This is a genomic window from Reichenbachiella sp. MSK19-1, from assembly GCF_003590315.1.
Classification (GTDB): domain Bacteria; phylum Bacteroidota; class Bacteroidia; order Cytophagales; family Cyclobacteriaceae; genus Reichenbachiella; species Reichenbachiella agariperforans.
Genome location: NZ_MIER01000015.1, coordinates 669,112 through 693,681 on the forward strand (window position 1 = coordinate 669,112; position 24,570 = coordinate 693,681).

The window sequence follows — 24,570 nt, forward strand, 5'->3', positions numbered from 1 at the left end:
ATTTCGTGTAGCAATTTGAACTACTCATGAAGGGATTTGAGCAACTCATGTACAAGTCATCAAAGTAAGGTTTTTGGATTGAAGAAATTCACGGTTGATAATAAAACCGTGAATCGATGATTATACAATTTTTTACTTCCCTATTCCACCGACTCAGTGCAGTTCTTGCCGAGTCATCTGCCGTCACAAGGTGGCGCTTTATCCTATCTCTCAACACCAAGACAGTGCTAATCGCCGTGCTGCTCATGCTTATTGCAGGATTGGCTCAGGCGCAGGATCGCCCTTTCATCACGACTTGGGAGACGACAAGTTCTAATCAATCCATCAAAATTCCGTGGAATTCCAACACATACAATTTGGATTACACCGTGGACTGGGGTGATGGCTCTGTCGATACACACGTAGCAAATGACGCCAATCATACCTATGCCGAACCAGGGATTTACGAAGTACAAATCAGTGGTTTTTTTGACGCCATACTCATGCCCAATGGTAGCAGTTCTAACTTGCTCAGTATCGAACAATGGGGAGATATCCCTTGGCGGACGATGAGCTACGCATTCGCAAATACTACCAATTTGCAGATCAATGCCACTGACGCACCGAACTTGTCTGCTGTGACGGACATGTCTGGGATGTTTCAGGGAGCTTCATCACTAGATGCGGATCTGGGTGCTTGGGACATTAGTCATGTGACCAACATGAGCCAAATGCTCTATGGCACAAATCTCTCTGTTGACAACTACGAGCAGACACTAGCAGGGTGGTCCACACTAGACACAGATGAAACCAGTATACCCACAGGCGTTACATTTGGTGCTCAAGGACTCCGCTACTGTGACAATTCTTCTAGGACCTTGCTAGCAGACACTTATGGTTGGACCCTCAACGGGGACGCGCCTGTAGAACAAGGGATTATACTGCACAATGCAAGTTTAGAATACATCATCAGTCAAGAGCCTATCACAAGTTTAGCCCCTCCCACCGCAGAGACATGTGATGGAGAGGCAATCACTGCTACGACAGATGCAACATTTCCAATCAGTGAAGCACAGACCATCACATGGACATATACGTCGACAAGCGGAGCTAGTAGAACCCAAGAACAAGAAATTTGGGTAGGTAGACCCTTCGTTACCACATGGGAAACAGCCAATTTCATAGATGCCCAAAATTTCATTAGAATTCCAATCAACAGCGGATTGATTTATAATTATAGCTATAAGGTAGACTGGGGCGATGGCAGTACAGACAATACCATCTACACGAAAGCTAACCAGGCAATTCACGAATATGCCTCTGAGGGAACTTATACCATTGCGGTATATGGTGATTTTCCAGCTATCTCATCAAGTTCCGCATTTGACAGATCCAAGTTCATGACTATCGAACAATGGGGAGATATCGAGTGGAAATCAATGAATAGTGCATTTGCCAACCTATCAAACATGGTTTGTAATGCGACAGACGTACCTAACCTCACACAGGTAACAGACATGTACGGTATGTTCAACAATGCTACGGGCTTTACAGGAGATCTCAGTGCATGGGATGTGAGTCATGTGACTGAGATGCGTCACATGTTCTACTACGCCAAATCTTTCAACAGTGATCTTAGTGCATGGGACGTCAGCCACGTGACCAACATGTCGTACATGTTTTACAGAGCGTCTTCATTTGATCAGAGCCTAGCCAACTGGGATATCAGTTCAGTGACGCAAATGTCAAGCATGCTCAGCTACTCTGGGTTTTCTACTCCTCACTATGACCAGACACTGGCTGGCTGGGCAACATTGGATACTGAGGGAGGAGAAACGAAGATTCCAACGAATCAGTATCCATCACCCTATGGACTGATCTACTGTGATGCCACAAGCCGCTCTACGCTAAACAACAACTACTCTTGGAATATTTCAGGTGATCAAGAGGCCGACGGAGGTATCGTGCCAGATGCCAAATTTTTATCTACAGTCATAGGCAAAAGCAGCCTTGAGAGCTTAGTAGCGCCTACGGCGACTGCTTGTGATGGAGAGATCATCACTGCGACCACAGATGCAGTCTTACCAATCACTTCTCCACAGACCATCACTTGGACTTACACCGCTACTGGAGGCAACACCACGACCCAAGAGCAATATGTTTTTGCAGGAAGGCCTTTTGTCACCACATGGGAAACAATTGATAATTTGGAAGGGCAGAACAATGTAGTATATATCCCTGGATACGACGAGGGTTTTAACTTCGTGGTAGACTGGGGAGATGGCACTGTAGACGAAACAATATACTCTGAAGATGTCGATGCGGTGCACAGCTACGCGACTGCTGGGACCTATACGGTTTCTGTGTATGGGCAGTTTCCATATTTTTATGCCTACGACAGCTACTCTCCTGACAAATTGGTGAGCATAGATCAATGGGGAGATATCCAATGGGATGATCTGACCTACATGTTTGAAGGAGCCACAAAGATGGTCTACAATGCCACTGACACACCTGATCTTTCATATGTCACGGACCTTTCGGGTATGTTTTATGGCTTAACTTCTTTCAATGCTGATTTGAGCAACTGGGATGTGAGTCAAATCGAATACATGGACGATATGTTCTATGGCGCCTCATCCTTCAATCAAAACCTTGGGAATTGGGACATCAGCAGTATCGAGGACATGGAAGAAATGTTGAGTGGTACAGGATTGTCTGCACAAAACTATAAGCAGACCTTGGCAGGTTGGTCTACACTGGATACGGACAACGGAGAGACAAGTGTGCCTACTGACATCTATTTAGGAGCAGAAGGGCTGCGCTATTGTGACGATACGGACAGAAATATCCTCATAGATACATACTCTTGGACTATTGACGGGGACGGTGAAGCCGAAAACGGAATAGTACCCAACACCAACAACTTGGCTAGTGTAATCAGTAAAGAGTCTATAGAGACAATAGACGCACCGACTGCTACGACTTGCGATGGAGAAGCTATCACCGCAACAACAGAGACCATATTCCCAATCACCGAACCACAGACTATCGTCTGGAATTATACCGCAACGGACGGTAGTACCGCGACGCAGGAGCAATATGTATTTGTCGGACGACCATTCGTCACGACCTGGCAAACCATCGATGATTTCGGGTTTAGTAATTTTGTTTTTATTCCAATCAATACGAATACAGATTCTCCTTTTAACTTTATTGTAGATTGGGGCGATGGCACAGTAGACAATACTCTCTACACCAAAAACTCCTTCCCTATACATAGCTATGCCACTGCAGGCATCTACACGGTATCTATCTACGGCCAATTTCCTGGCTTAAGTGCCTCAAATGGACCCGGAGGAGAATTCTTGATGAGTATCGAACAATGGGGGGATATCGAATGGGAAACCATGGAGTCTGCATTTAGGTACACCGAAAACATGGTATACAACGCTACAGATGCGCCTAACTTGTCCAACGTCACTGACATGAGCGACATGTTTTATTACGCGTCTTCTTTCAATGGAGATCTGAGCAACTGGGATGTGAGTCAGGTGGAAAACATGGAAAGCATGTTTTACCGAGCTTCTTCCTTCGATCAAAGTTTGGGCCATTGGGACATCAGCTCGGTTCTAAACATGGAAGAAATGCTTGATTATTCTGGACTTTCCGTCCAAAATTATGATCTCACCCTAGCTGGTTGGTCGACACTGGATACCGAGGCAGGAGAAACACTCATCCCGTCGAATATCAGTCTAGGTGTTGAGGGGTTGTACTATTGTGACGGAAACCCAAGAGCGACACTAGGCATTGGCTATGTATGGAGCTTCGATGGCGATGAGCAAAACTGTCCCCCTACGGTCGCCGAAGAGTTGGACGACTTAGTAGGTGCTTGTAGCGTAGATATGCCGACTGTACTGCCGACTGCCTATGATGCCGAGAACGATGAAACCATCACGGGTGTCTCAGACACCACATTCCCTGTCTATGCAAGTACTGAGATCACATGGACATTCACGGACAGTGAAGGCAACAGCTCGACGCAAACCCAACAAGTGACCATCACCGATAGTGAGTCTCCCGTTGCTGATGTAATGACACTTGCCGTTGTAAATATCGAGTGTGGTGAAGTAGAAACATTGACTGCTCCTACTGCTACAGACAACTGTACCGGTGTGATCACTGCCACTACTGAAACGACCTTCCCGATTACAAGTACAACAACAGTGACTTGGGTATACAGTGATGCCAACGGCAATACAAGTACGCAAACGCAAGAGGTCGTTTTCGCAGACGTGACAGCCCCAGTAGCTGATGCAGCTACTTTGACTGCTGTCAATGCGCAGTGTGCTGTAGCGGAAACTGACTTGACTGTACCGACAGCTACTGACAATTGCTCAGGTGCTATCAACGCAACCACCGATGCGACTTTCCCGATCACGGAGACAACTACCATCACTTGGAACTTGACGGTACCGACAGCTACTGACAATTGCTCAGGTGCTATCAACGCAACCACCGATGCGACTTTCCCGATCACGGAGACAACTACCATCACTTGGACATTTACTGATGGAAGTGGCAACACAGCTACGCAGACGCAGGAAGTAGTCATCTCTGACACCACCGCACCCGTAGCAGACGTGACCACTCTCACGGCGCTTTCCCGATCACGGAGACAACTACCATCACTTGGACATTTACTGATGGAAGTGGAAACACAACTACGCAGACGCAAAACGTCAACATCGTCGACACTACAGCCCCTGTAGCTGATGCGGCTACTTTGACTGCTGTCAATGCCCAGTGTACTGTAACGGAAACTGACTTGACGGTACCTACAGCTACTGACAATTGACAGCTACTGACAATTGCTCAGGTGCTATCAACGCTACCACTGATGTGACTTTCCCGATCACGGCTTCCACAACTGTGACTTGGACATTTACTGATGAATCAGGTAACAGTCATACTCAGACACAAGAAGTCGTGGTTACTGAATGTAATACTTTGGCGGTGACAGATGAGAAGATAGAGTTAGTGGTTTACCCTAACCCCGTAACTACTAGCTTTAGCATATCTGAGAAAAACATTAGAGAGTTGACAGTTCTAGATGTTAGCGGTCATATTTTGAAGTATTTCACTACATCACAAAACAAATATGATATAAGTGAATTACCACAAGGAGTCTACATCATCGAAATCCAAACTTCTAATGATCGACTGGTTCGTCGATTGATCAAACAATAAATAACACAACAACAAAGTAAAAAAGGCAGACTCCATTGGGGTCTGCCTTTTTTACTTTGTTTCTCCTAAAAAACAACTCCTTCTAGTATTCTCCTAAACTATGGATTGATAGAAATAGCAGTTGGTTTCTCGACTTGATATGACTTATTTCTGCGGTCGCGCGCTTCTTGCCACAACTTGAATGTCAACCTACTTTTTGGCGTCTTTTCATTCTGCCAAGTCTCCCATTCTTTATGTAAGGAAAGCGTTCCATACTGCTTTACAAAAGCACCAACGCTAGGCTCTCTTAACTCCAACTCATCTATCCAGCGATAAAGCGCCTGCATCACGCTTTGACGACTACCTCTCCTGATGCTTTTTTTCACCTGATCAAAATAATATGCTTCTGACTGAAGATAAATCGCTCGCTTGTGTTTCAAAGACCTATAGATTTTCACTAGGAGCTTGATAAAAAAGTAAGCTATCACTCCTAAAAACAGTACTACAACTGCAAATTGCTCTGGTGTCATGCCCAAAATCATCCAAGGCTGTTCTTCTTCCTCAGCGGCTACTTCTTTCTGCTGCTGAACCAGCAAGCTGTCTCGCACACTTTTGAGCACACCCAGATCAGGGTTAGGCTGTACCTCGATCTTTACTGCTTTGAGTGTCCGCTTGAACAGCCGTTTCTTATAGGGATTAAAATAAGTATAGACCATCTCAGGTATGGTGACCGTCCCCTCCTTCTCGAACAGGTATCGCATACGCTCTGTTCGGGACGAGCTAATACTCGTCTTTCCTCTATTATTGTGCGTCACCGTACGATCAGGGTACATACTGACCTTAGCCGTACTATCCCAGCCTACAGGCGGAATCAACTCTGCCACCGTTCCATATACAGTTCGAGTAATTTTACGTTCGAACACCTCCCCGACCTTCACCTCATTTAACTTCCCTGACCAATGATCAGACACATACATCCCTGTAGCCACCATCCAGTCCGCCTTATCAAACCCTGGAGGAACCGGTCGCACTTTAATAATTCTTTCTTTTGTTTTTAGTCTCCGTCTCACCCCTATATAATCACCCTCCTTAGGTGTTTCTACCTCCAGCGTCAAAGAAGGAAATACAATATCCTGTTCCTCATAGGGAAAGACATGATAGATCAGCTGAATACCCGGATAGGTCGTCCCCGCATCATACATTGAAACACTCACAGGTCTGAAATAAACGGTATAAGCACCATCTACTTGGATATTACCGAGATCTAACCCATCAGTAAACCACGTGGAAGTGTAAACTGTAATACTCACTTCCACAGGCTCTCCTACATACACCGACGAGCGGTTGAGCTGCACCTGACTCCATAGTTTTTGCGCATGTAGCCCTGTGGTGCTGATCATGCACAGCAACAACACCCCTACGATATTGCCTTTACCACTTGGTCTCATTTCCCTTCGGTTTTAGTTTATCTTTTTTTACTTGATACTCAAACTTTCTCTGGAGAAACATGGATGGGTCGTCATCCACTTTTTGCATAACGATCTTCGTCTTATTCGGCTTCTGCATTTCAATATCCTTAGGTGGTGCATCTAGTTCTTTGCCTTTGTGAACATCACTGGCTACATTTTCTTCTAGACGCTTTTTCTCCATGTCTTTTTTGGTTGCCTCCTGACCACCTCCACTCAGGTCTTCCATACTTTTGTTGCGCTCGTTTTTAGCATTGGGTTTATTGACCTCTTCAGTAGCAGTGCCTACGCTCATGTGATCTACGCCTACCAAGTGGCTAATTAGCTGCTGATTATTTCGAGCAGACGCTAAATCTGGATCTAACTCCACTGCTTTATTAAAAGCCATCAATGCCGCTATGGTGTCTCCATTTTGGAAATAAGCCAAGCCCAAATTGTAAGCACCATTGGCAGTTGTATCTTGATTAAACGCCTTGACTGCTTGATCAAAATCACCCGCTTTATAGAAAGCAACTCCTTTGTGCATGGGTTCAGTATATCGATCACCTGCTAATTCATAGGCCTGTTCATCACTGAGCTTCTGCCCTTGATAGTCTTTCGAAAACCACAAATCCTCGAAAGACTCCACCTCTCCACAGGAGGAGAAACAAAGCAATAATACCGCATAGATCACCCAGCCTTTTCGAAACCAAAGCAAAGACAACAGTGCCATCGGAAATACTAACAACAGGCCTGCATCTCTCCAGTCATCTTTTTTCTCCTTGGGCTGCTCGGTAAACTTCAGGTGTGCGGCGATCTTTTTACTGATCACCTCCACGTCACTGTCATCTAGCGTCAGGGCATTGACCGTTACCCCTTCCAGAGAGCCGAGCATATTCAGAGCGGGTTGATTGAGTGATGAAAAAGCTGGATGCCCTTCCTTGTCCTTCATCGTTCCTCGTCCCCATCGATTAGGAATCGTACTCCCTCCTAGCGTATTCATCACTAGAATTTCTACTTTGTTATTTGTCCTTTCTGTAAAATCCTTGAAGAGACTAAACTGAGCCTCTTCAAAGTCATCCGACAAAATCACCACTGTTCCTGGCGCATCCGTCACTGACATGATCGTATCAGCCAATGCCAAAGCAGCACCTATATCAGAGCCTAAAAACGGCATCACGGACGGCTTGAGTCCTTTGACGTGACTGTTGATGATTTTATAATCCCATGACAAGGGCACAATCGTGTGTGCAGTACCCGCGAACCCCACCAAAGCCACACGTGCTCTTGGATTCTTGGTGAGTAAATCCTGGATCTTAAACTTAGCTCTTTCGAGGCGGTTTGGTTGTAGATCATCACCCATCATACTCTGTGACAAATCGAGTAGAATCACCATAGGCGTCTCTAATATGCGCCCAGGTAGTTTAATTTTCTTCCAAGCAGGCCCTGCCAATGCCACTACGCCCAGGCTAAGCATCAATAGCAAAGCCAAACTCATCCAAACTTTCGTTCTTTGATTCCCTCTTTGGATCACATAAGGCCTCAGATGTGGAGCGATGACGGTTTTCCACCGGACCTCCTGCGCAAAGCTAATCAGTCCGATAAGTAGTATCACCCCTACAGGCACTAGTAACCACAAAAAGATGGGTCTGAGGAAGTGAAATGCTTCCCAATCGATAGGAAATAATCCGTCAAACATAAGTCTCCTTTCGGTCTCTAAATACTTTAATCGCACTCACCAATACAGCTATCAAAGTCGATAACAAAACTATCACCAGTGCTATGCCTAGCGGATAAGGGTAAAGCCTAGTGATCGGCTTGTTTTGCGCCTCTTCGTACTCCATAGGTTCTAACTTATCCAGCTCTGTGTATATTTCTTTGAGTCGTTCTTCGTCCTTAGCAAGGAAATAATGTCCCCCTGTCATCTCTGCAATTTGCTGAAGCGTCCGCTCGTCTAGATCCGAACCTCCATGACCCGGCGTGCCAATCCCCAGTGTGTAAATCATCACCGAATCCTTGCGTGCCATATCCGCAGCATCCAATGGTAATACACCATCTCCTGCATCTATACCATCTGTCAGCAAAAGCATTACTTTACTTTTGATCGTATCATTCTCGAACATCTCGAGTCCTTTATTGATCGCCTTACCGACATGCGTCATCTGCCCTGCCATCCCTACATCGGCTTCTTCTAGCATTTGATCTACCGTCTCCAAATCTGGTGTAAAGGGTGCCTGTATATAAGCATTCGTCCCAAAAAAAACCAAGCCCATACGGTCTCCTTTTCTCTTCTTTATAAAATCATGCATCACGTCCTTCACGGCATCCCATCGACGAGCTTTCTTCCCCTCTATCTTCCAGTCATCCTTAGCCATACTAAAAGAAATATCTGCAACAATGAGAAAACTACGCGAAGTTTTGATTTTCATCTCTGGCTGACCGACCAACTGAGGGTTGACCATCGCTGCAACCAACAGACACCAAATCATCATCAAGATCAGCCAACTAAAAAAACCTCTACGCTTAACAAAAGCAGACTTCCGTGGCTTTTGCCCTGTATATTCTACTGCTTTGTGATAAGTAGGCAACAATAACGCGGCACTGCGCATATGAAGCGATGGCAGTATCCAGTACACCAACAGCGGCAAAGGAAGTGCAGCCAGTGCCCACGGAAATGCGATATGGAAATTATCTGGCATGTGTCCGTATCCATTTTTTCACGTTGGACATAATATCTTGTTGTGTAGCGTCTGTCATAGATTGATCCGCATATAGCACGTCATAAATCCCCTCTTCGTAGCGAAGTAACTCTACTCCTTTGGCACTCTTTTCTAAAAACTCCAACCATTCACGACCATGTAGTGTTGCCACTTCCTCACGACCAAACACCTGTATGGCTACTCGTTTGATAATCAAAAAGCTTGATAACAAAGGAGCTTCTTGCAGTGCCTCCATTTCCTTTATAGCCTCTCGACGGTAGCGATTCCGCACATACTTACGGATTTGAAAAAAGATCAAAATCAGTAACATCATCACTATGAGCACTGCCAAAATACTCCAACCCACAGTCTCAAAAGCAAATGGTATTGGCGGTGGCTCGTACAATCCTTGCAGGGCAACATCTCGCACATCATTGGCTGTTTGAACACTATCTGCGATATCTTGATTTTGTAATATCATTTCTTCCTGCCTGCAAAAACGTCTTTCAATTGCTCCTCTATACTGTCTACCGTATTGATAGAAAAAACTGGAATTCTGTGCTTTTTCATTTGGGACTGAAACTGTTGGTAATCCTCCTCAAACCCCGTCTCAAAATGATCACGCAAAGCCTTGCGCCTACCATCTACAGTTACCTGTGTTTTGCGATCTCCCGCGACAAACTTTGTCTCTGGAATTTTACGCTCCATAGGATCAGTGACTTTAGCTAAAATCACATCGTTGTGCTGGGCAATCTGGGAAATAAAACGAACCACACCAGCATCATAGTGATTAAAATCACTAATCACCACCACTAGATAATCATGTGTGACAATGTTTCGAATCTTTACCATGGCATCTTTGAGTATGTCTTCTCTAGACTCCACCACAGAATCCTTGAGCCCTTGATTCCTCATCACGATTTTCTCCAGAAAGCGCAAGATATTTCTCCGGTCACGCTTGGGCTGGATGATATCTACTCCATCGTCGGCGATAACGACACCTCCCACACGATCACCTTGCTTCAGTACCCGAAAGGCTGAAACAGCGGCCAACTCAGCAGCTACGACAGACTTGGTACGCTTTTGTGAACCAAAAAACATAGACTTAGACTGATCCACCACGATGAGGGCTGGTTTTTCTTTTTCCTCGCTAAAAACCCTGGTGTGTGTAACCTTGGTTCTGGCCGTTACTTTCCAATCGATATTTCGAATGTCATCTCCTTTAACATAGTTTCTAACCTCCTCAAAATCTAACCCACGCCCACGAAGTTTAGAAGCATGCTTACCTCCTAACACACTTTTCACCTTTTGCCTGTTAGACAGCAAGCTCATCACCCGAGCAAACCGCTCCATCGTCAACAACTCTCGCAACGAGATGAATACGTTTTGGGGGTAGTCGATATGTGGGTTTTGTTTAGTCATTTGTAGAAACTGATCTGATCGAAAGGAGAGGTCTAATATGTGAAAGCATACATGCAGTTGTCGCCTTGATTCCTCCTATCGTCGGAATGACAAACATATATGTAGTCAATATACATCACCCCACCACAGCGACTTGTTTCAAAATCTCATCTAGGACTTGATCAGCGGTGATACCATCAGCATTGGCTTCATAGCTGAGGATCAGACGGTGGCGTAGACAGTCATGTACCACTGCACGGATATCATCTGGCGTCACCGCGGTTCGTCCATGCATCCAAGCATGTGCACGAGCAGATCTATCCAGTCCTATCGTACCGCGAGGACTAGCACCATAATCAATCCATGACCTCAGCGTCTCATTATACTTTTCGGGAAAGCGTGTCGCGGAAATCAAATCCACAATATACTTCTCCATGCTTTCAGAAATCTTCACTTCAGCGATTTCCTTTCGCGCAGCAAAAATCACCTCCGGGGATAAACGAACCTTTTCAGTCTCACTGCTTTTGACATGCTCTGATCGGTTGAGTCGCATAATGGCCAATTCGGCATCATCGTCTGGGTAGCTAATCACCACGTGCATCAGAAAACGATCCATCTGTGCCTCAGGCAAAGGATATGTTCCTTCCTGCTCCACTGGATTTTGAGTTGCCATCACCATGAATAATGGTTCCATGGGGTAGGTCTTTCCCGCCACTGAGACTTGACGTTCTTCCATGGCCTCTAGCAGCGCCGATTGCACCTTGGCAGGTGAGCGATTGATTTCATCTGCTAGAATCAAATTACTAAATATAGGTCCTTCTTGAAAGATGAATTTCTCCGCTGCATCTGGCTGATAAATCTCTGTCCCTGTCACATCTGAAGGGAGTAAGTCAGGGGTGAATTGTATCCTGCTCAATCCACAATCTAATTCCTTAGCAAGCGTTTTAATTGCACGAGTCTTTGCCAGTCCTGGCAATCCCTCTAACAGCATATTACCATCAGCAAGTAGTACTAGAATGATACGCTCAATCAATTGATCTTGACCAATGATAGAGGTTGACATTCGCTTCTCCAGTTCTTCTATTGATTCTAATGCAGTCATAGTTTATATATTTTTCCCTCCGATTTTCTATAGAGGATAACAACAATTACTTCATCTCGAACGGGTAAATCACTTTCCAGTCCTCTTTCATACTGGCTATAGTCCACCCCTTGTCAAGTGCCTCATCTAACCCCTTGTCGAACTGACCGATATGTGATGATCTATCATAGGCCCATTCGCGTACCGAATCAGTATGGTGTATGTATAATTTCATGGTTTTACCTCCACGAGAATCTGTCCACTGAAGCATTTGTAAATCTCCATCCGAGTTGCCAGCAGCGAAAATTGGTTTTCTCCCGATAAAACGATTAATTGCTACAGGCTTACCCGCTTTATCATCGATGAAATCAAGCTCGGGTAATCGTATGATTTGTGCCTTACCCTCTTTGATCTCGAATTTTGTTTTGATGGTACTTCCTACAATTTGATCTTTAGGAATACCATAAACTACCTCTGCCCAAGGACGCATAAATTCAATACCTCCCCCAGACACTATAAAGGTCTTAAAATCATTGGCTCTTAGATAAGCTAAAAGCTCTAACATGGGCTGAAACACAAGTTCTTTATAAGGTTTGTCGAACCTGGGATGCTTGGCTGTCGCTACCCAATCAGAAACAATCGTCTCAAATTCGTCTGTAGTCATGCCCGTGTGTGTCGCCAGTACGAGTTCCAAGAGTCCTTTTTCTCCAGAGGCCATAAGGGCTTTCATATCTCCTTCTAAAATAGCTTGATAGGGTTGTTGTTTTTTCCATTCAGGATGGTCGGATGCCATTGCTTTGATGCGATCAATCGCAAAAAAGAGCTGAAAGTAAGCAGGCTGCTCGCTCCACAGCGTACCATCATTGTCAAAGACTGCTATTCTATCCTCCACAGATACAAAATCTGTACTGGTACTGTCAGTCACCGCTTTTACGAATGTTAAAATCGCGTCTTTGTTAATCCCGTCATTCCAAGAAGGAAGCGGATCACTGACTACCCTTTCTTCTGGCGAAGCGGTAGTTTTTTTTTGTTCTTGGCACGAAGCAAAAATTGCCAAGATAAGAACAAGAATTAAGCTTGATCGGAATATTTTCATAGGATGGGATCGATAATATTTCAGCCCGAAACATAGTGTTTCGGGCTGAAATAAATAAGGTTAATCTTACAGTCTTTAGTTATTCGCAGGAGTATTCAACTTCTCCATCACCTTGTCTAAACTAAAGCTTGCTGCTTTCATCCTTGGTGGGTAGTCTTTGAAAGTCATCAGGAAGTCTCCTACTACCTTTTGCGCTGGTACTAACAAGAATGCATGATCCAATAACCAATCATAATAAGTGTTAGACGTTATCGTAGCAAACTCGTAAGGATCTCGTCTTAAATTATAAATCATAGGTAATCTTAGAGGAATAAATGGCTCTGCCCAAACTTGCAAAGTCCCTGGGGAACGTTGCTCCATAAAGATCAATTTCCAATCTTCATATCTTAATGCTGTCAAATCACCATCATCGGAGAAATAGAATAGTTCCTTTCTCGGCCCTTTATCTACACTTTCCTTAAAATAAGGAACAAAACTATAGCCATCTAGGTGCACTTTGAAATTTCTTCCATTAGCTGAATACCCCTTAAGTAATTTTTTAGGAACATCCTTTTGACCAGCTGCTTCTAAGAAAGTGGGCATCCAATCCATTCCTGACATGATTTCATTACATATAGATCCAGGCTTGACTGTTCCAGGCCATCTGACCATAGCAGGCACTCTCCAACCGCCTTCCCAGTTGGTATTTTTCTCCCCTCTAAATGGGTTGAGCCCAGCATCTGGCCAAGTGTTTTTATGGGGTCCATTATCTGTCGAGTACATCACGATCGTGTTGTCAGTTATCTTAAGTTCATCGAGTAAGTCTAAGAATTTACCCACGTGCATGTCATGCTCTACCATACCATCACCGTATTCGTTCTGTCCAGAAATCCCTCTTAGTTCATCCTTTACGTGTGTTCTGAAGTGCATTCTGGTGCCATTCCACCATACAAAGAAGGGTTTGTCAGCCTTGACTGCATCTCTGATAAATTTGATGGCTGCCTCAGAAGACTCATCATCGATGGTCTCCATTCTTTTTTTGGTCAAAGGTCCTGTGTCTTTGATATCTCCATCTGCAGTTGAATGGATAACCCCTCTAGGCCCAAAATTCTTCCTGAAATCAGGGTACTCCTTAGGATCTGGATAATCTGGCAATTCGGGTTCTTCTTCAGCATTGAGATGATACAGGTTACCATAGAACTCATCAAAACCATGGTTAGTTGGCAAGTGTTCGTCTCTATCTCCTAGGTGATTTTTACCAAACTGACCAGTCACATATCCAGCAGGCTTAAGTAATTCTGCAATTGTAGGGTCTTTCTCAGAAATCCCTTCTTTGGCTCCAGGCATTCCCACTTTACTCAACCCTGTTCGGAATACGCTTTGGCCAAGAATAAATGAAGAACGCCCCGCAGTACATGACTGTTCTGCATAGTAGTCTGTAAAAATCATTCCTTCTTTGGCAATTCGATCTATATTAGGTGTGGTATAACCTACTACACCCATCGTATAGGCACTAATATTTGATTGACCTATATCGTCTCCCCATATCACAAGGATATTCGGTTTCTTCTTTTGTGCCATTGCCAACATAGGCAACATGAGCACTAAAGAAAATGCAGTATTAAAAAATACAGTCCTTTTTTTCATAGTTAAATTGATTAAGTGTTATTCGAATAATACATGTTACAATAGTCTTCTAATTGATATCTCTCACCTGCTAAATTAAAATTACCAAAACTTTCTCATTCTTAAAGCCTTGTATTTTCATTTTCGAACCAAAAAAGAAATCTAAATCCATATCATAACAGGTTGACACATTGCATATATGATTTCTCAAATGGAGAACAATACCAAACTTTTCTGATTCACATTATTGGCTTCTTTTTACCTTCCAAATGTTTCTCCTATTCTAAAAGCTAAACTCCAATCATCTCGCCCGACTCCTACATCGAGCCCGATGTTAATTTTTTCTGAAGGGATCATTCTATACCTCACTCCTGCTCCTACACTAGGGAGCAATGGCCCATCCGATACCTCACTCATCTGATCGACTGCTGTTCCTACACCTAGAAAACCAATCATGGCAAAACGTTTGTAAATATGCTGACGAAGTTCTGCTTGAATCGCATACACTTGAGCCCCTCGAAACTTTCCCTGCGAATATCCTCTCAGGTCATCTCTCCCGATAAAATTCTCCCCTTGGAAAGGTACATCTCCATCAGCTATGTTGGCATAGATACGGGATACCAATATGGTGTTGCTATTCTTCTTGATGTCCCAAAAATTATTGATAGCCAATTCGTATTGGTTGTAGTCACTGCTCGCTCCCAACCCTTCTCTGATAAAAGAGTTCTTGAACTGTATAAAATAGCCCTTGGTTGGATAATTGACATTGTCACGACTGTCGTAAAGTAGGCTGTAGCCCAAACTCATCATCCTAGCACTCTTAGACGGCAACTCACCTGTAATGGGGTTCTCTATATCATATACGGTGTTGGCCCACTGGGCATTGAGCAGCGCTCCTGTGTAAAGGTTAGGCAATACTCGCCGTTTCGCATCTAGAACTGCAAACTGGGTATTGGTGGTAAAATCGACCCAAACACCTCCGTCATGCACCTCTCCAATCGAGGGGGGCAAGTTGGGTAAACCTTGAAAGTACTGAAAGAAAATCTCCCCTGTCCCTCCTATCAATTTCAGCCTCCATCTATCCTCTCTCAAATAGAGCTGCTGTACGACCAAGGCCATGTAGGTATTACTAGTGGAATACATCCCCATGAGCATGGTCGATGAAGAAGGTGAAATAGTATCTTTAGGAGCAACCTTATAATACATAGAGCCCATCACCCCCAGCATAAAACCAAAAGACCTGTTGTAATTGGGCATCGGAATCGCTGCAAAAGTCACTTTCTTAGTAGAGTCCTTGGGGGATCGTTGCATTTGAGCATAAGACGGAATGCTCACCAACACAGTCAAACTCAACAAAAAACCACACGCTAAACAAACATATCTAGAGAATCTATAAGTAGTTGCGGTCGAGGGCATTTAGACAGGAGGAAAGGTTATTTAGTTAGTTTAAAGTAAATATAAACGTATTGTAATAGATCATGCATAAGTAGAGACAATAAACTACATGCCTTCTCACCACAAATAATCACCTTGACCTCTTTATAGCCAATATGCAGCAGGTTATGAAGAACCCGTGACTAGCTGTCAATCAATCTTCTATTAACACTTAACGGCATTTCCACTTTAGAAATGATCTTATCCATGTCCACCAAAAATATTTTCTTATCGCGTATTTCGATCAAGCCATCATCCTTAAACTCCTTCAAAGTCCTACCCACGCTTTCTCTAGTCGCTCCAATCAAGTTCGATAGATCCTGTCTAGAAAGCTTTATGCCCATACTATCATACCTATTGTTCAGTATCAATAAGAACAGAGCTAACCTAGGTGTTTGCGCTTTCTGCGCTAATACCGCTATGGTATTGGCGAGTACCCCAAACTCGTGCGCCATATTCTTTATGACAGCCGCTTTAAGGGATGGAATCGTTTCCATCAACTCCATGAAATTGTCTTTACTAATGAACTCGGTCGTTATGGACTCTAGGGCTTCACAGGAATCTTGATACCGCTCATCGGAGAGCAATGCATGATAGCCCAATAAATCCCCCTCTTTGTATATATAGAATATCTGCTCTTGATCTCCCACTACCTTCTTGTACTTCTTGACCGTGCCTTTCGTTATATAAAAAGTACCCGTTGGTATCCCATCTTCATAAAACAGTCTATCTCCTCTTTTGAACGTCATTGGTTCAAAGCAACTCATCACCTTCCTTTTATCGGGTTCTGATAACTCTTGAAGCAAGAAATTACTCATAAAATCAAACTTTCTATATAATCTATTCATAGGAGATGTTTCTTAGAAAGAACAAACAAACGAAATAAGTACTAATGATAAAAATAAAGCACCAAGCAAGTATGTGATATATATTACTATATTTGTGACATATATCACATTAATACATTTGATACATTAGTCCCATATAGCGGTACCCGACTCTACAAGAGCTAACCAATATCACTCTAACAAGACAATCGTTGACTGCACTTAAAAGCAAAAAACTACAGACCCTGACACGATGAGTTCAATCAAAAAATCGAAACCCCTCTTTGTAGTATGTCCCGAATGTCATTTAGAACATAAAATACAAGCCAAATACGGTGATGACATTGTCTTTATTAGTGCGTTAGGAGGTCTATATCAGTTCGAATCATTTGATGAATATGAAGAGGTGTCTCAATTGATCTCTAATCAAAATATAAACCGCATTTATATCGTAAACTCCCATCACTGCTCATTCTTCCAAAATGTCATTGTTGGGAAAAAACTCAAAGCCACCTACGCAGAAGACACTCTCAACAACCTGTATTTTGAAAACATCGAAGCGCTAATACCTCTCAACAGGATCAGCGAAAAAATCCGTCTACTGTCTAGCCTTTTCCTTAAATCTCAAGGCCAAAAGTTTTTGGATAGTCCTCTCTTAGGTGATCGGATTGAATCTGGTAAATTGGAGTGTATCGGACTATTCATTGACCATGAGTATACATTCAATGAAGTCCCTATATATGGAACCACCACTATTTAGCAAAACCTAAATTCCGCACTGAAATCGTACTACACCAAAACACTACTACAATGAAAACTTCATATGACAAACTGATCAAAGGAAACGAAGAATGGGTACAAGAGAAACTATCACTCGATCCTAATTATTTTGTACAGTTGGCGAAGGGACAAGAGCCGAATTTTCTATGGATTGGGTGCTCGGACAGCCGAGTTCCGGCTAATGAAATAACCAAAACGCAATCAGGTGAGATATTCGTACACCGCAACATCGCCAACCAAGTCATACACTCTGACACCAATATGCTGAGTGTATTGCAGTATGCGATCGAATACTTGCATGTCAAACATGTCATTGTATGTGGACACTATGGGTGCGGTGGGGTCAAGGCTGCTATGAGCAACTCCTATGTCGGGCTCGTGGGTAGATGGCTGGCTTATCTCAAAGACATCTACCAAAACAACAAGTCCACACTCGACAGCCTCTCAACTGAAGAAGAACGTGAAAACAAAATGGTCGAGCTCAATGTCATCGAACAGGTGCACAACCTGGCCAAAACGTCGTTTGTCCAAAAAGCATGGATGAAACGAGAACTAGAAATACATGGATGGGTCTATTCGCTCAATGACGGAAAAATAATAGATCTCAACTGCAAATACGCAAGTATCGACCAACTGGAGCCTATCTATCGCTTTAGTGGACTGGGTAAATGATAACGTTTTAGATACAGGTAACCTGTCTCTTGGTAATTACAATGGTTGTAATCTCTAAACAAGTCTATCCCCTGTCCGTTCCGTGGCCTGTATGCCACGGAACGGTTATCGTACGGATTTTTTCAGAAATCAAGTAACTCATCAATCCAGTACTGTCTCTGGCATTGTTATACAAGTGCTCCTCATATTACATGAGTTCTTTTTTCCACGTTTAGTTTGGGGAATGCAGACCAATTTTATTCCCTTCCGAATCGAGAAATATTGCGTAATATCCGCTTTCATCTGCGTGAGGTGATTTTGGAACAATTATTTTTCCGTCATTTTCTTCGACCTTATCAAGAATTATTTGAAGATTATCTCCTCCATTTAGATATATGGTCACTCCATCCGCAGAGGGTTTATAACCTTCTGCTTTCATAATAACTCCCGTTATCATTTGCCCTTCGTATGGGAATATTCCCATTTGCATTTCTGGGAATTCCATTTTTTCAATCTTAAGGTCTAAAATTGCCTGATAAAAATCGACTGCTCTTGAAATATCTGTAGCTGGAATTTCAAAAATGGAAATAAAACTTTTCATATCGCTCGTTTTTTGTGTTTCCTTTGAATCTGTATGTTGGTTCTCGGTACTGGATTTGCCTTGACCTTTACAAGCTATAATGCAAAAGGAAAGTATAACCGCACTACAAAGTATTCTCTTTTTCATATTTGAATTTTTAAGTTCTCGGTACAAATATGAATTATTTGAGAAGTCTAAAATTGTAAAAATGCGACACGTGGTTTTACTTGTAGAAGAGTGTTGAAAGAGCCATATTTTCGTTAGCTAAAAACTCCTTCGGGTTGACACCTGTAAACTCCTTAAAATCTTTTATAAAATGTGCTTGGTCGAAATATTCACTTTCGTATGCAATGTTGATTAGGTTATCCTTTTTTTTGTTTAGCAACATTTTTAAAGCGGTTTGAAGTCGAATTACTTTACCCAATTGTTTTGGGCTGACACCAATTTGCTTTTTAAAATTTCTTTCGAGTTGTCTTCTTTTGGATAAATCTTCTTTAAGGATGGTGGTGATAGATTCAGTTCCATTTGATGATAAAAGAGCCTCAACGGTTTGTTTTACGATATTATCAATGGTTATTTTGTCACTCAACTTTTCTAAAAGAAAGTTTTCTATAATTTCAATTCGTTGTTCGATGTCCGTTGCTTGAATTATTTTTTGTTCCAATTCTTTGGCGGTGTTTGCTCCGAACAGTAATTCTATAGGTGTTTCTTTATTTGCCAAATCCTTAATTGGCATTGTAACGAAATTTGCAAACCCATATGGGTAAAACCTAATTGCAAATGTATTTACGTAACCTGTTGGTTCGATATAAAATGGTTCAATAGTTTGTCCTAGTACCATTGCACGCGGTTGCAGTATAAATTCATCTTTCGATGTATAACGCTTAATATCGTCTCCGAGAATAAATGCCATTTCTATACAACCATCAGGTATAATCCGCTGTCTTTCCGAATCGTTATCCGCAGGAACTTCTAAAGTCCAATAACAACTTACAAGAGATGCTAAATCTGAATGTGGTCGAAATGTTTGATAGTTCATTGATTAATTGATGCTTTTTTGAATGAAGTCCTATGCATATAATGAAGGCTGACTGGAGAAAGTGTGGAGGCTTAATTTCATTTGGGTTGTTTAGAAGTTTTCGTCGAGTCTGAGGAAGAGACCTGAAGTCCCGTAGTTGGCCCAGACATAATCTATACCGATGTTGGTATGGAATTTTGAGGTGTACTTTTTACGCGTCATATCAATAAATTCAATCGCCATTTCTGAACTAAACTCACTGTCCCATTTTTTGGGCTATCATCACTATGAAAAGTGAGGAGTTGAGTGGTCTTTTCTATGGGTATTATGGACCATCAATGGGCGTATCATAGATGTTTTAATAATTGTACTATTCAAAGTTAAAAAAACCACTTGTCTTTCCAGCCTCAACCACGTGTGTTTCGAGCGCCAAAGACCTGTGTTCGGACGGTCAAACACGTGTGTTCCGAGCCTCAATCACCTGTGTTCGGAGCTACATGAACATGTGGCCTAAAAAACCCTGCTCTATTCGACTGAAACGCACTATTTGAAAATATCTTTGAATGTATACGATAACCATTCGGCATCAAACGCTAGTCAGTGACATTGTACTATTCTAACATTCAGTCATTTGCTATTTTCTTTTTGTAGCAGAAAATTTCGGTTTACCACCGTGCGATGGGCAGACATACGCTGCTGGCAAGTTTTGGTTTGCGGGTTTGCCTTGCGCGACTTGGCAATGTGTATGGCTGTGAAGGGCGGGCTTAGCCAACTGCTCTGATGACATTTTGAATTACAGCTCTACCAATTAAGCTAATTATTCCACCTTTTTGCACATACATTGGGTCGTCTAGCTTATCCCACATATCACGATTCATATATTCGTCTTTTACTTCTGATTCTACCTTTGGTTTAGCATTGTTTTTTAAGTACTCCTGATTCTCTTTGTTCGCGATTACCCTGGCCTTTACAGTGGTAGTTTCCGAAACTGTTTCACAGATTTCTTTGATGACGATTGCTTCTTCTTCTGTGATTTGAAATTTTGATTTAATGTCTTCCAAAGCGCTTTCAATAGTAGTTCGAGGTATTTCACTACCACCTTTGCCAGTCTTGTAGCCTGTTTTCTTAGGCTCTCTTACTACAGATAGATTTGTTTTGGTTCCATAATATTTAACAGCTCCTTTGCTTAGTTCAACCTTCTTTAAGAACTCTTTCATCTCCGATGTTTTTCCTTTTCGGATAAGTAAATCACTCATTACTTCTGAGAATACGATGAACTCATTCAGTTTCTGTCCAAGTTCGAAAAACTGAGCTATAAAGTAGTAAAGCTTGGTGTAACGTCTAAGCAAAGCAACATAGGTTTTCTGAGCTTCAAGCGTTTCTAGTTTGTCTTTGAAGATTTTTCTGTAATCCTGATTTACATTACTTAGAATAGCATCTGCTGTTGATTCTCTCTGTTTAGCTTCTTCTTCCGCATCTATGTAGGCATTTACATAAGCTTCAATATCACTTTCTGTGAATACATCAAGAGCCAAAACTTGATCGTAGATCTCTGTTAAAACTTCCTTCTTCGGTTGCTTGTCTTTGAATGGACTTCCTTTTCTGTGTTTGTTGAAAGCGTCAAAGATGTTTTGCGTATTATTGGTGAAGTCAACGACTAAGATGTCTTCTTGCTCCTTATCGTTGTGCTTTCTGTTTAGTCTTGAAACGGTCTGGATGGCATTGACTCCATTGACGGACTTATCCAAAAACATGGTCGAAAGTAGCGGTTGGTCAAATCCAGTTTGGAACTTATTGGCTACTACTAAGATTCTGTAGTCTTCTGTAGCGAAAACATCTTCAATCAGTTTTGTACCCAATTCATTGACTTTGGCTTCTTCTATGAGTTCGCCAGTTTCTTTATCGGTAAAATCACTAAAAGCGTAAAGCACTTTCCATGGCGATTCTTTTTCTTCGAGAATAGATTTAATCGTATTGAAGTATTTCAACCCTGCTACACGAGAAGAGGTCACTACCATTGCTTTTCCTTGTCCTTCTATCGATGGCAATACCTTTTCTTCAAAGAGCTTTACAATTACACCTGCCTTGTACTGGATAATTGCTTCATCTTCATAAGCGATGTTTTGCAATAGCTTTTTTACAATTCCATTCGGGAAGTCCTTTTCTGGTAGTGCTTCCGTAAGTTGAAGGTTGTAAAGGGTTTCGTATGAAATGATGTTATGAGCCACATCCAGTATGTAACCTTCGGCAATGGCTTCTGCTTCGCTATAAATATCAAATGGTTCACCAAAAAACGAAACGGTCTTGGGTGTGGTAGTAGCCGTAAATGCTACAAATACCTGATTGCTGATATTGAGCTTCTTGAGTTCTTCTACGGTCTTATCTTCATCCACTTCTGAGCTTTCGGCTTCTTCATCATTGAAAAACTTACGCATCGTCAAAGCCAACTTACCATCTTGCGAACGATGGGCTTCATCTATTAAGAATGCTACGTTTCTATTTCTTAAAACAGAATCATTTTGAAGCTTGTCCTGAATGTGGCTAAACTTGTGAATGGTGGTAACGATGATGTCACGGTCTTTCTCTAAGAACTCAGCTAATTGCTTGGACCTATTGGTAAAGTTGAGCTTAGTTCCTAAATGGGTAAATAGCTCCAAATCATCCTTTACGTTTTTGTCTAAAGCGTTTCTGTCCGTAAGGATGATGATGTTGTCAAATACCTTTTTGTTGTCGCTGGTGTAAAGACTATCCAAACGGTCTGCCATCCATGCAATGGTGAGGGTTTTGCCTGCACCTGCTGAGTGGTTGATCAAATACTTCTTGCCTAAGCTCTGCTTGCTTTCGCAAAAGGTATGGACATCTTCTGCAAGGGTTTTACTGGCTCTAAACTGATGGTAGCGTGGAAAGATGGTAAACGATGCAGATTCGGTAATTACACCATGATCATCTTTAATTGGCTTAGCCGGTACAAATACCAAATAATGCTCTAAGTAGTGAGCAATATTATCTGGCGATAGCGCATGACGATACACATGCTCTACAGGGTATTCACCTTCTGTTTCTGCTTTGTTGTTTAAGCTGGCATTGAACCAACGGAAGAACTTTTCTAAGTTCGGGTTGGTAGCAATTTTGGCTTCTGTGTTACTCAATGCCACAAATAAGAAAGGGAGCTTATAAAGCGGATTGTTTAAGTCACGATTTACGAAACTCTCATGTATGGCATCATTTACATCTTGTCCTTCGTCTTCATGTTTGAGTTCTAGGACGATGATAGGCAAACCATTAAGCCAAATAACAATATCAATTCGCTCTTGTGTATTGGGGTTGTAGTAGTACTCCTTTTTGAAAACGAATTTGTTGAGCTTGTAATGCTCTGCCTGTGTTTTGCTCGTGTTGGAGCGAGGCTTTTGGGCATAGAGTTGCACTTTGGTGCCTTTTACCGTTAAGCCTTCTCTAATGATTAACCATAAGGCTTTTTTAGTTACTTCGCTTTCTAATGCCTTGATGATTTCTCTATCTGCATCTGAGCCAAAGTTCTCAACCAATTCTTGGTATTTGTTCTCTTGCGTGGCTTTGATGTAGGCAATCACATCTTCTTCTATGAAGTGATTGGCATTCGGTAACCTTGAAGATTCAAAAGTTTGGTAGCCGTGTTGCGTATCCAAAAAGTCACACACATGGTCTTGAAAAAGGGTTTCTTTATTACTCGGCATGGCTTACTTTTTTAGCTTTTTATTGGTTTCATCTATTTGTTTGATGAAGTCCTTTTCGGCTGAAGACAAGTCGTTTTTGGTTTGCTCTCTATATTTTTCATACTCTTTATGCGCTTTGTCTAGTGCTTTTTGATGACTGATACTTCCTGCATGGGTCAATATGTCATTGCCTGTCATCTGTAGGAAATCATCCAAGCGAGACACCCAATCCTTCATATACATCGGCTTTCGGTTGAGGGCTTGGAGTTCTGCCAATTCCAGATAGGCCGTCACCATTCGGTTGAGGATATCCAACTCACTTTCGGTCAGGTAGTTTTTGGCTACCTCTACTTCTTTTTTGGTGGGTTTTTCGCCCTTAAAATTGGTTAAGCCTAAGTGTGGCTTATTGGCACTGATTCGTTGATAGACCGTTTCGGCGGCTGTTTGTCCGTGAGCCGCCCAGTGCATTTTGTTTTGTATGGTCTTAAAAAATAACACCGAGGTGTCTGCTTTGCTGTCATAGTCGATACTGGTGGCATAGATGTCCAGCACTTTGCGCCAAAATACTTTCTCCGATGAGCGTATGTCTCTGATACGTGCCAAGAGCTCATCGAAGTAGTTGCCACCACCTGCTTCCTTGAGCATGTCATCGTTCATAGTGAAACCCTTGACGATGTACTCTCTCAGCCGCTGAGTGGCCCACATACGAAACTGCGTACCTCTAAGCGATTTGACCCTGTAGCCTACTGATATGATCACATCGAGGTTGTAGAAATTGGTGGGTTTGGTAGAAAAATCGGAATTCCCGATTTTTCTCAAAGAAGCTTCTTTTTCTAGTTCGCCCTCTTTGTAAATATTGAGAATATGCTCATTGATGGTTGATTTTGCTTTTTGAAACAATTCTGCCATTTGCTCTATGGTTAACCAAACGGTTTCGTCCTCCAAACGAGTTTGGATTTTGGTCAGCCCATCTTCTGTTTGATACATCAAAATGGATGAATGCTGATTTGTGAATGGTGAATTATCTTTTGCCATTGTCTTAGCTATGACTTT

Annotated in this window: 18 protein-coding genes; 4 read left to right on the top strand and 14 right to left on the bottom strand. The window is 42.4% G+C overall.

Translation table 11 applies throughout. The annotated features are described in order from the left end of the window. Positions 1-116: 116 nt before the first annotated feature. Both BGP76_RS10835 and BGP76_RS10840 read left to right on the top strand, forming a co-directional pair. Positions 117-4,751, top strand: coding sequence for a BspA family leucine-rich repeat surface protein (locus BGP76_RS10835; RefSeq protein ID WP_119844671.1), 4,635 nt, complete (start codon positions 117-119; stop codon positions 4,749-4,751). An 82-nt stretch (positions 4,752-4,833) separates the two neighbouring features. Continuing rightward, on the top strand, positions 4,834-5,229 hold the full coding sequence (locus BGP76_RS10840) for a T9SS type A sorting domain-containing protein (protein WP_119844672.1): 396 nt from the start codon (positions 4,834-4,836) through the stop codon (positions 5,227-5,229). Between the two features lie 98 nt (positions 5,230-5,327). Here the strand turns inward: BGP76_RS10840 and BGP76_RS10845 are convergent, their stop codons facing one another. The 10 genes from BGP76_RS10845 to BGP76_RS10890 form a co-directional block, all read right to left on the bottom strand. After that, positions 5,328-6,656 (bottom strand): BatD family protein, encoded by a 1,329-nt coding sequence (locus tag BGP76_RS10845; protein WP_119844673.1) that lies wholly within the window; start codon positions 6,654-6,656, stop codon positions 5,328-5,330. After that, the gene (locus tag BGP76_RS10850) at positions 6,640-8,352 is read right to left on the bottom strand and encodes a VWA domain-containing protein (protein ID WP_119844674.1); all 1,713 of its coding nucleotides are present in this window, start codon (positions 8,350-8,352) and stop codon (positions 6,640-6,642) included. The genes BGP76_RS10845 and BGP76_RS10850 overlap by 17 nt, the downstream gene beginning before the upstream one ends. Then, positions 8,345-9,352: a VWA domain-containing protein gene (locus BGP76_RS10855; RefSeq protein WP_119844675.1), complete on the bottom strand. Its 1,008-nt coding sequence runs from the start codon at positions 9,350-9,352 to the stop codon at positions 8,345-8,347. The genes BGP76_RS10850 and BGP76_RS10855 overlap by 8 nt, the downstream gene beginning before the upstream one ends. Beyond that, entirely contained in the window at positions 9,342-9,833 is a 492-nt protein-coding gene (locus BGP76_RS10860) for a DUF4381 domain-containing protein (RefSeq protein WP_119844676.1), read from the bottom strand. Before BGP76_RS10860 ends, BGP76_RS10855 begins: the two co-directional genes overlap by 11 nt. Further along, the gene (locus BGP76_RS10865) at positions 9,830-10,774 is read right to left on the bottom strand and encodes a DUF58 domain-containing protein (RefSeq protein ID WP_119844677.1); all 945 of its coding nucleotides are present in this window, start codon (positions 10,772-10,774) and stop codon (positions 9,830-9,832) included. Before BGP76_RS10865 ends, BGP76_RS10860 begins: the two co-directional genes overlap by 4 nt. 115 nt (positions 10,775-10,889) lie before the next feature. Beyond that, positions 10,890-11,855 carry a MoxR family ATPase gene (locus BGP76_RS10870; protein ID WP_119844678.1) on the bottom strand — a complete coding sequence of 322 codons (966 nt, stop codon included), beginning with the start codon at positions 11,853-11,855 and terminating at the stop codon, positions 10,890-10,892. A 46-nt stretch (positions 11,856-11,901) separates the two neighbouring features. Continuing rightward, on the bottom strand, positions 11,902-12,930 hold the full coding sequence (locus tag BGP76_RS10875) for an HAD family phosphatase (RefSeq protein ID WP_073121849.1): 1,029 nt from the start codon (positions 12,928-12,930) through the stop codon (positions 11,902-11,904). A 75-nt stretch (positions 12,931-13,005) separates the two neighbouring features. Then, positions 13,006-14,556 (bottom strand): arylsulfatase, encoded by a 1,551-nt coding sequence (locus BGP76_RS10880; RefSeq protein WP_084190473.1) that lies wholly within the window; start codon positions 14,554-14,556, stop codon positions 13,006-13,008. Between the two features lie 237 nt (positions 14,557-14,793). Continuing rightward, a complete protein-coding gene (locus BGP76_RS10885; protein ID WP_073121853.1) occupies positions 14,794-15,846 on the bottom strand; it encodes a BamA/TamA family outer membrane protein in 1,053 nt (350 codons plus the stop codon). Positions 15,847-16,112: 266 nt separating this feature from the next. Next, the gene (locus BGP76_RS10890) at positions 16,113-16,817 is read right to left on the bottom strand and encodes a Crp/Fnr family transcriptional regulator (RefSeq protein ID WP_119844679.1); all 705 of its coding nucleotides are present in this window, start codon (positions 16,815-16,817) and stop codon (positions 16,113-16,115) included. Positions 16,818-17,049: 232 nt separating this feature from the next. On the opposite strand from BGP76_RS10890, the gene BGP76_RS10895 reads away from it, so the two are divergent. Next, complete coding sequence (locus BGP76_RS10895) at positions 17,050-17,556, top strand: hypothetical protein (protein WP_119844680.1); 507 nt, start codon at positions 17,050-17,052, stop codon at positions 17,554-17,556. A 50-nt stretch (positions 17,557-17,606) separates the two neighbouring features. Beyond that, positions 17,607-18,248, top strand: coding sequence for a carbonic anhydrase (locus BGP76_RS10900; RefSeq protein ID WP_119844681.1), 642 nt, complete (start codon positions 17,607-17,609; stop codon positions 18,246-18,248). Between the two features lie 211 nt (positions 18,249-18,459). Here BGP76_RS10900 and BGP76_RS10905 read toward each other — a convergent pair whose 3' ends face one another. The 4 genes from BGP76_RS10905 to BGP76_RS10920 form a co-directional block, all read right to left on the bottom strand. Next, positions 18,460-18,954 (bottom strand): VOC family protein, encoded by a 495-nt coding sequence (locus BGP76_RS10905; protein ID WP_119844682.1) that lies wholly within the window; start codon positions 18,952-18,954, stop codon positions 18,460-18,462. Between the two features lie 76 nt (positions 18,955-19,030). Next, positions 19,031-19,846: a DUF6597 domain-containing transcriptional factor gene (locus tag BGP76_RS10910; RefSeq protein ID WP_073121867.1), complete on the bottom strand. Its 816-nt coding sequence runs from the start codon at positions 19,844-19,846 to the stop codon at positions 19,031-19,033. 743 nt (positions 19,847-20,589) lie between these two features. Then, complete coding sequence (locus BGP76_RS10915) at positions 20,590-23,538, bottom strand: DEAD/DEAH box helicase family protein (RefSeq protein WP_119844683.1); 2,949 nt, start codon at positions 23,536-23,538, stop codon at positions 20,590-20,592. 3 nt (positions 23,539-23,541) lie between these two features. After that, positions 23,542-24,552, bottom strand: coding sequence for a virulence RhuM family protein (locus tag BGP76_RS10920; RefSeq protein WP_119844684.1), 1,011 nt, complete (start codon positions 24,550-24,552; stop codon positions 23,542-23,544). Positions 24,553-24,570 lie beyond the last annotated feature (18 nt).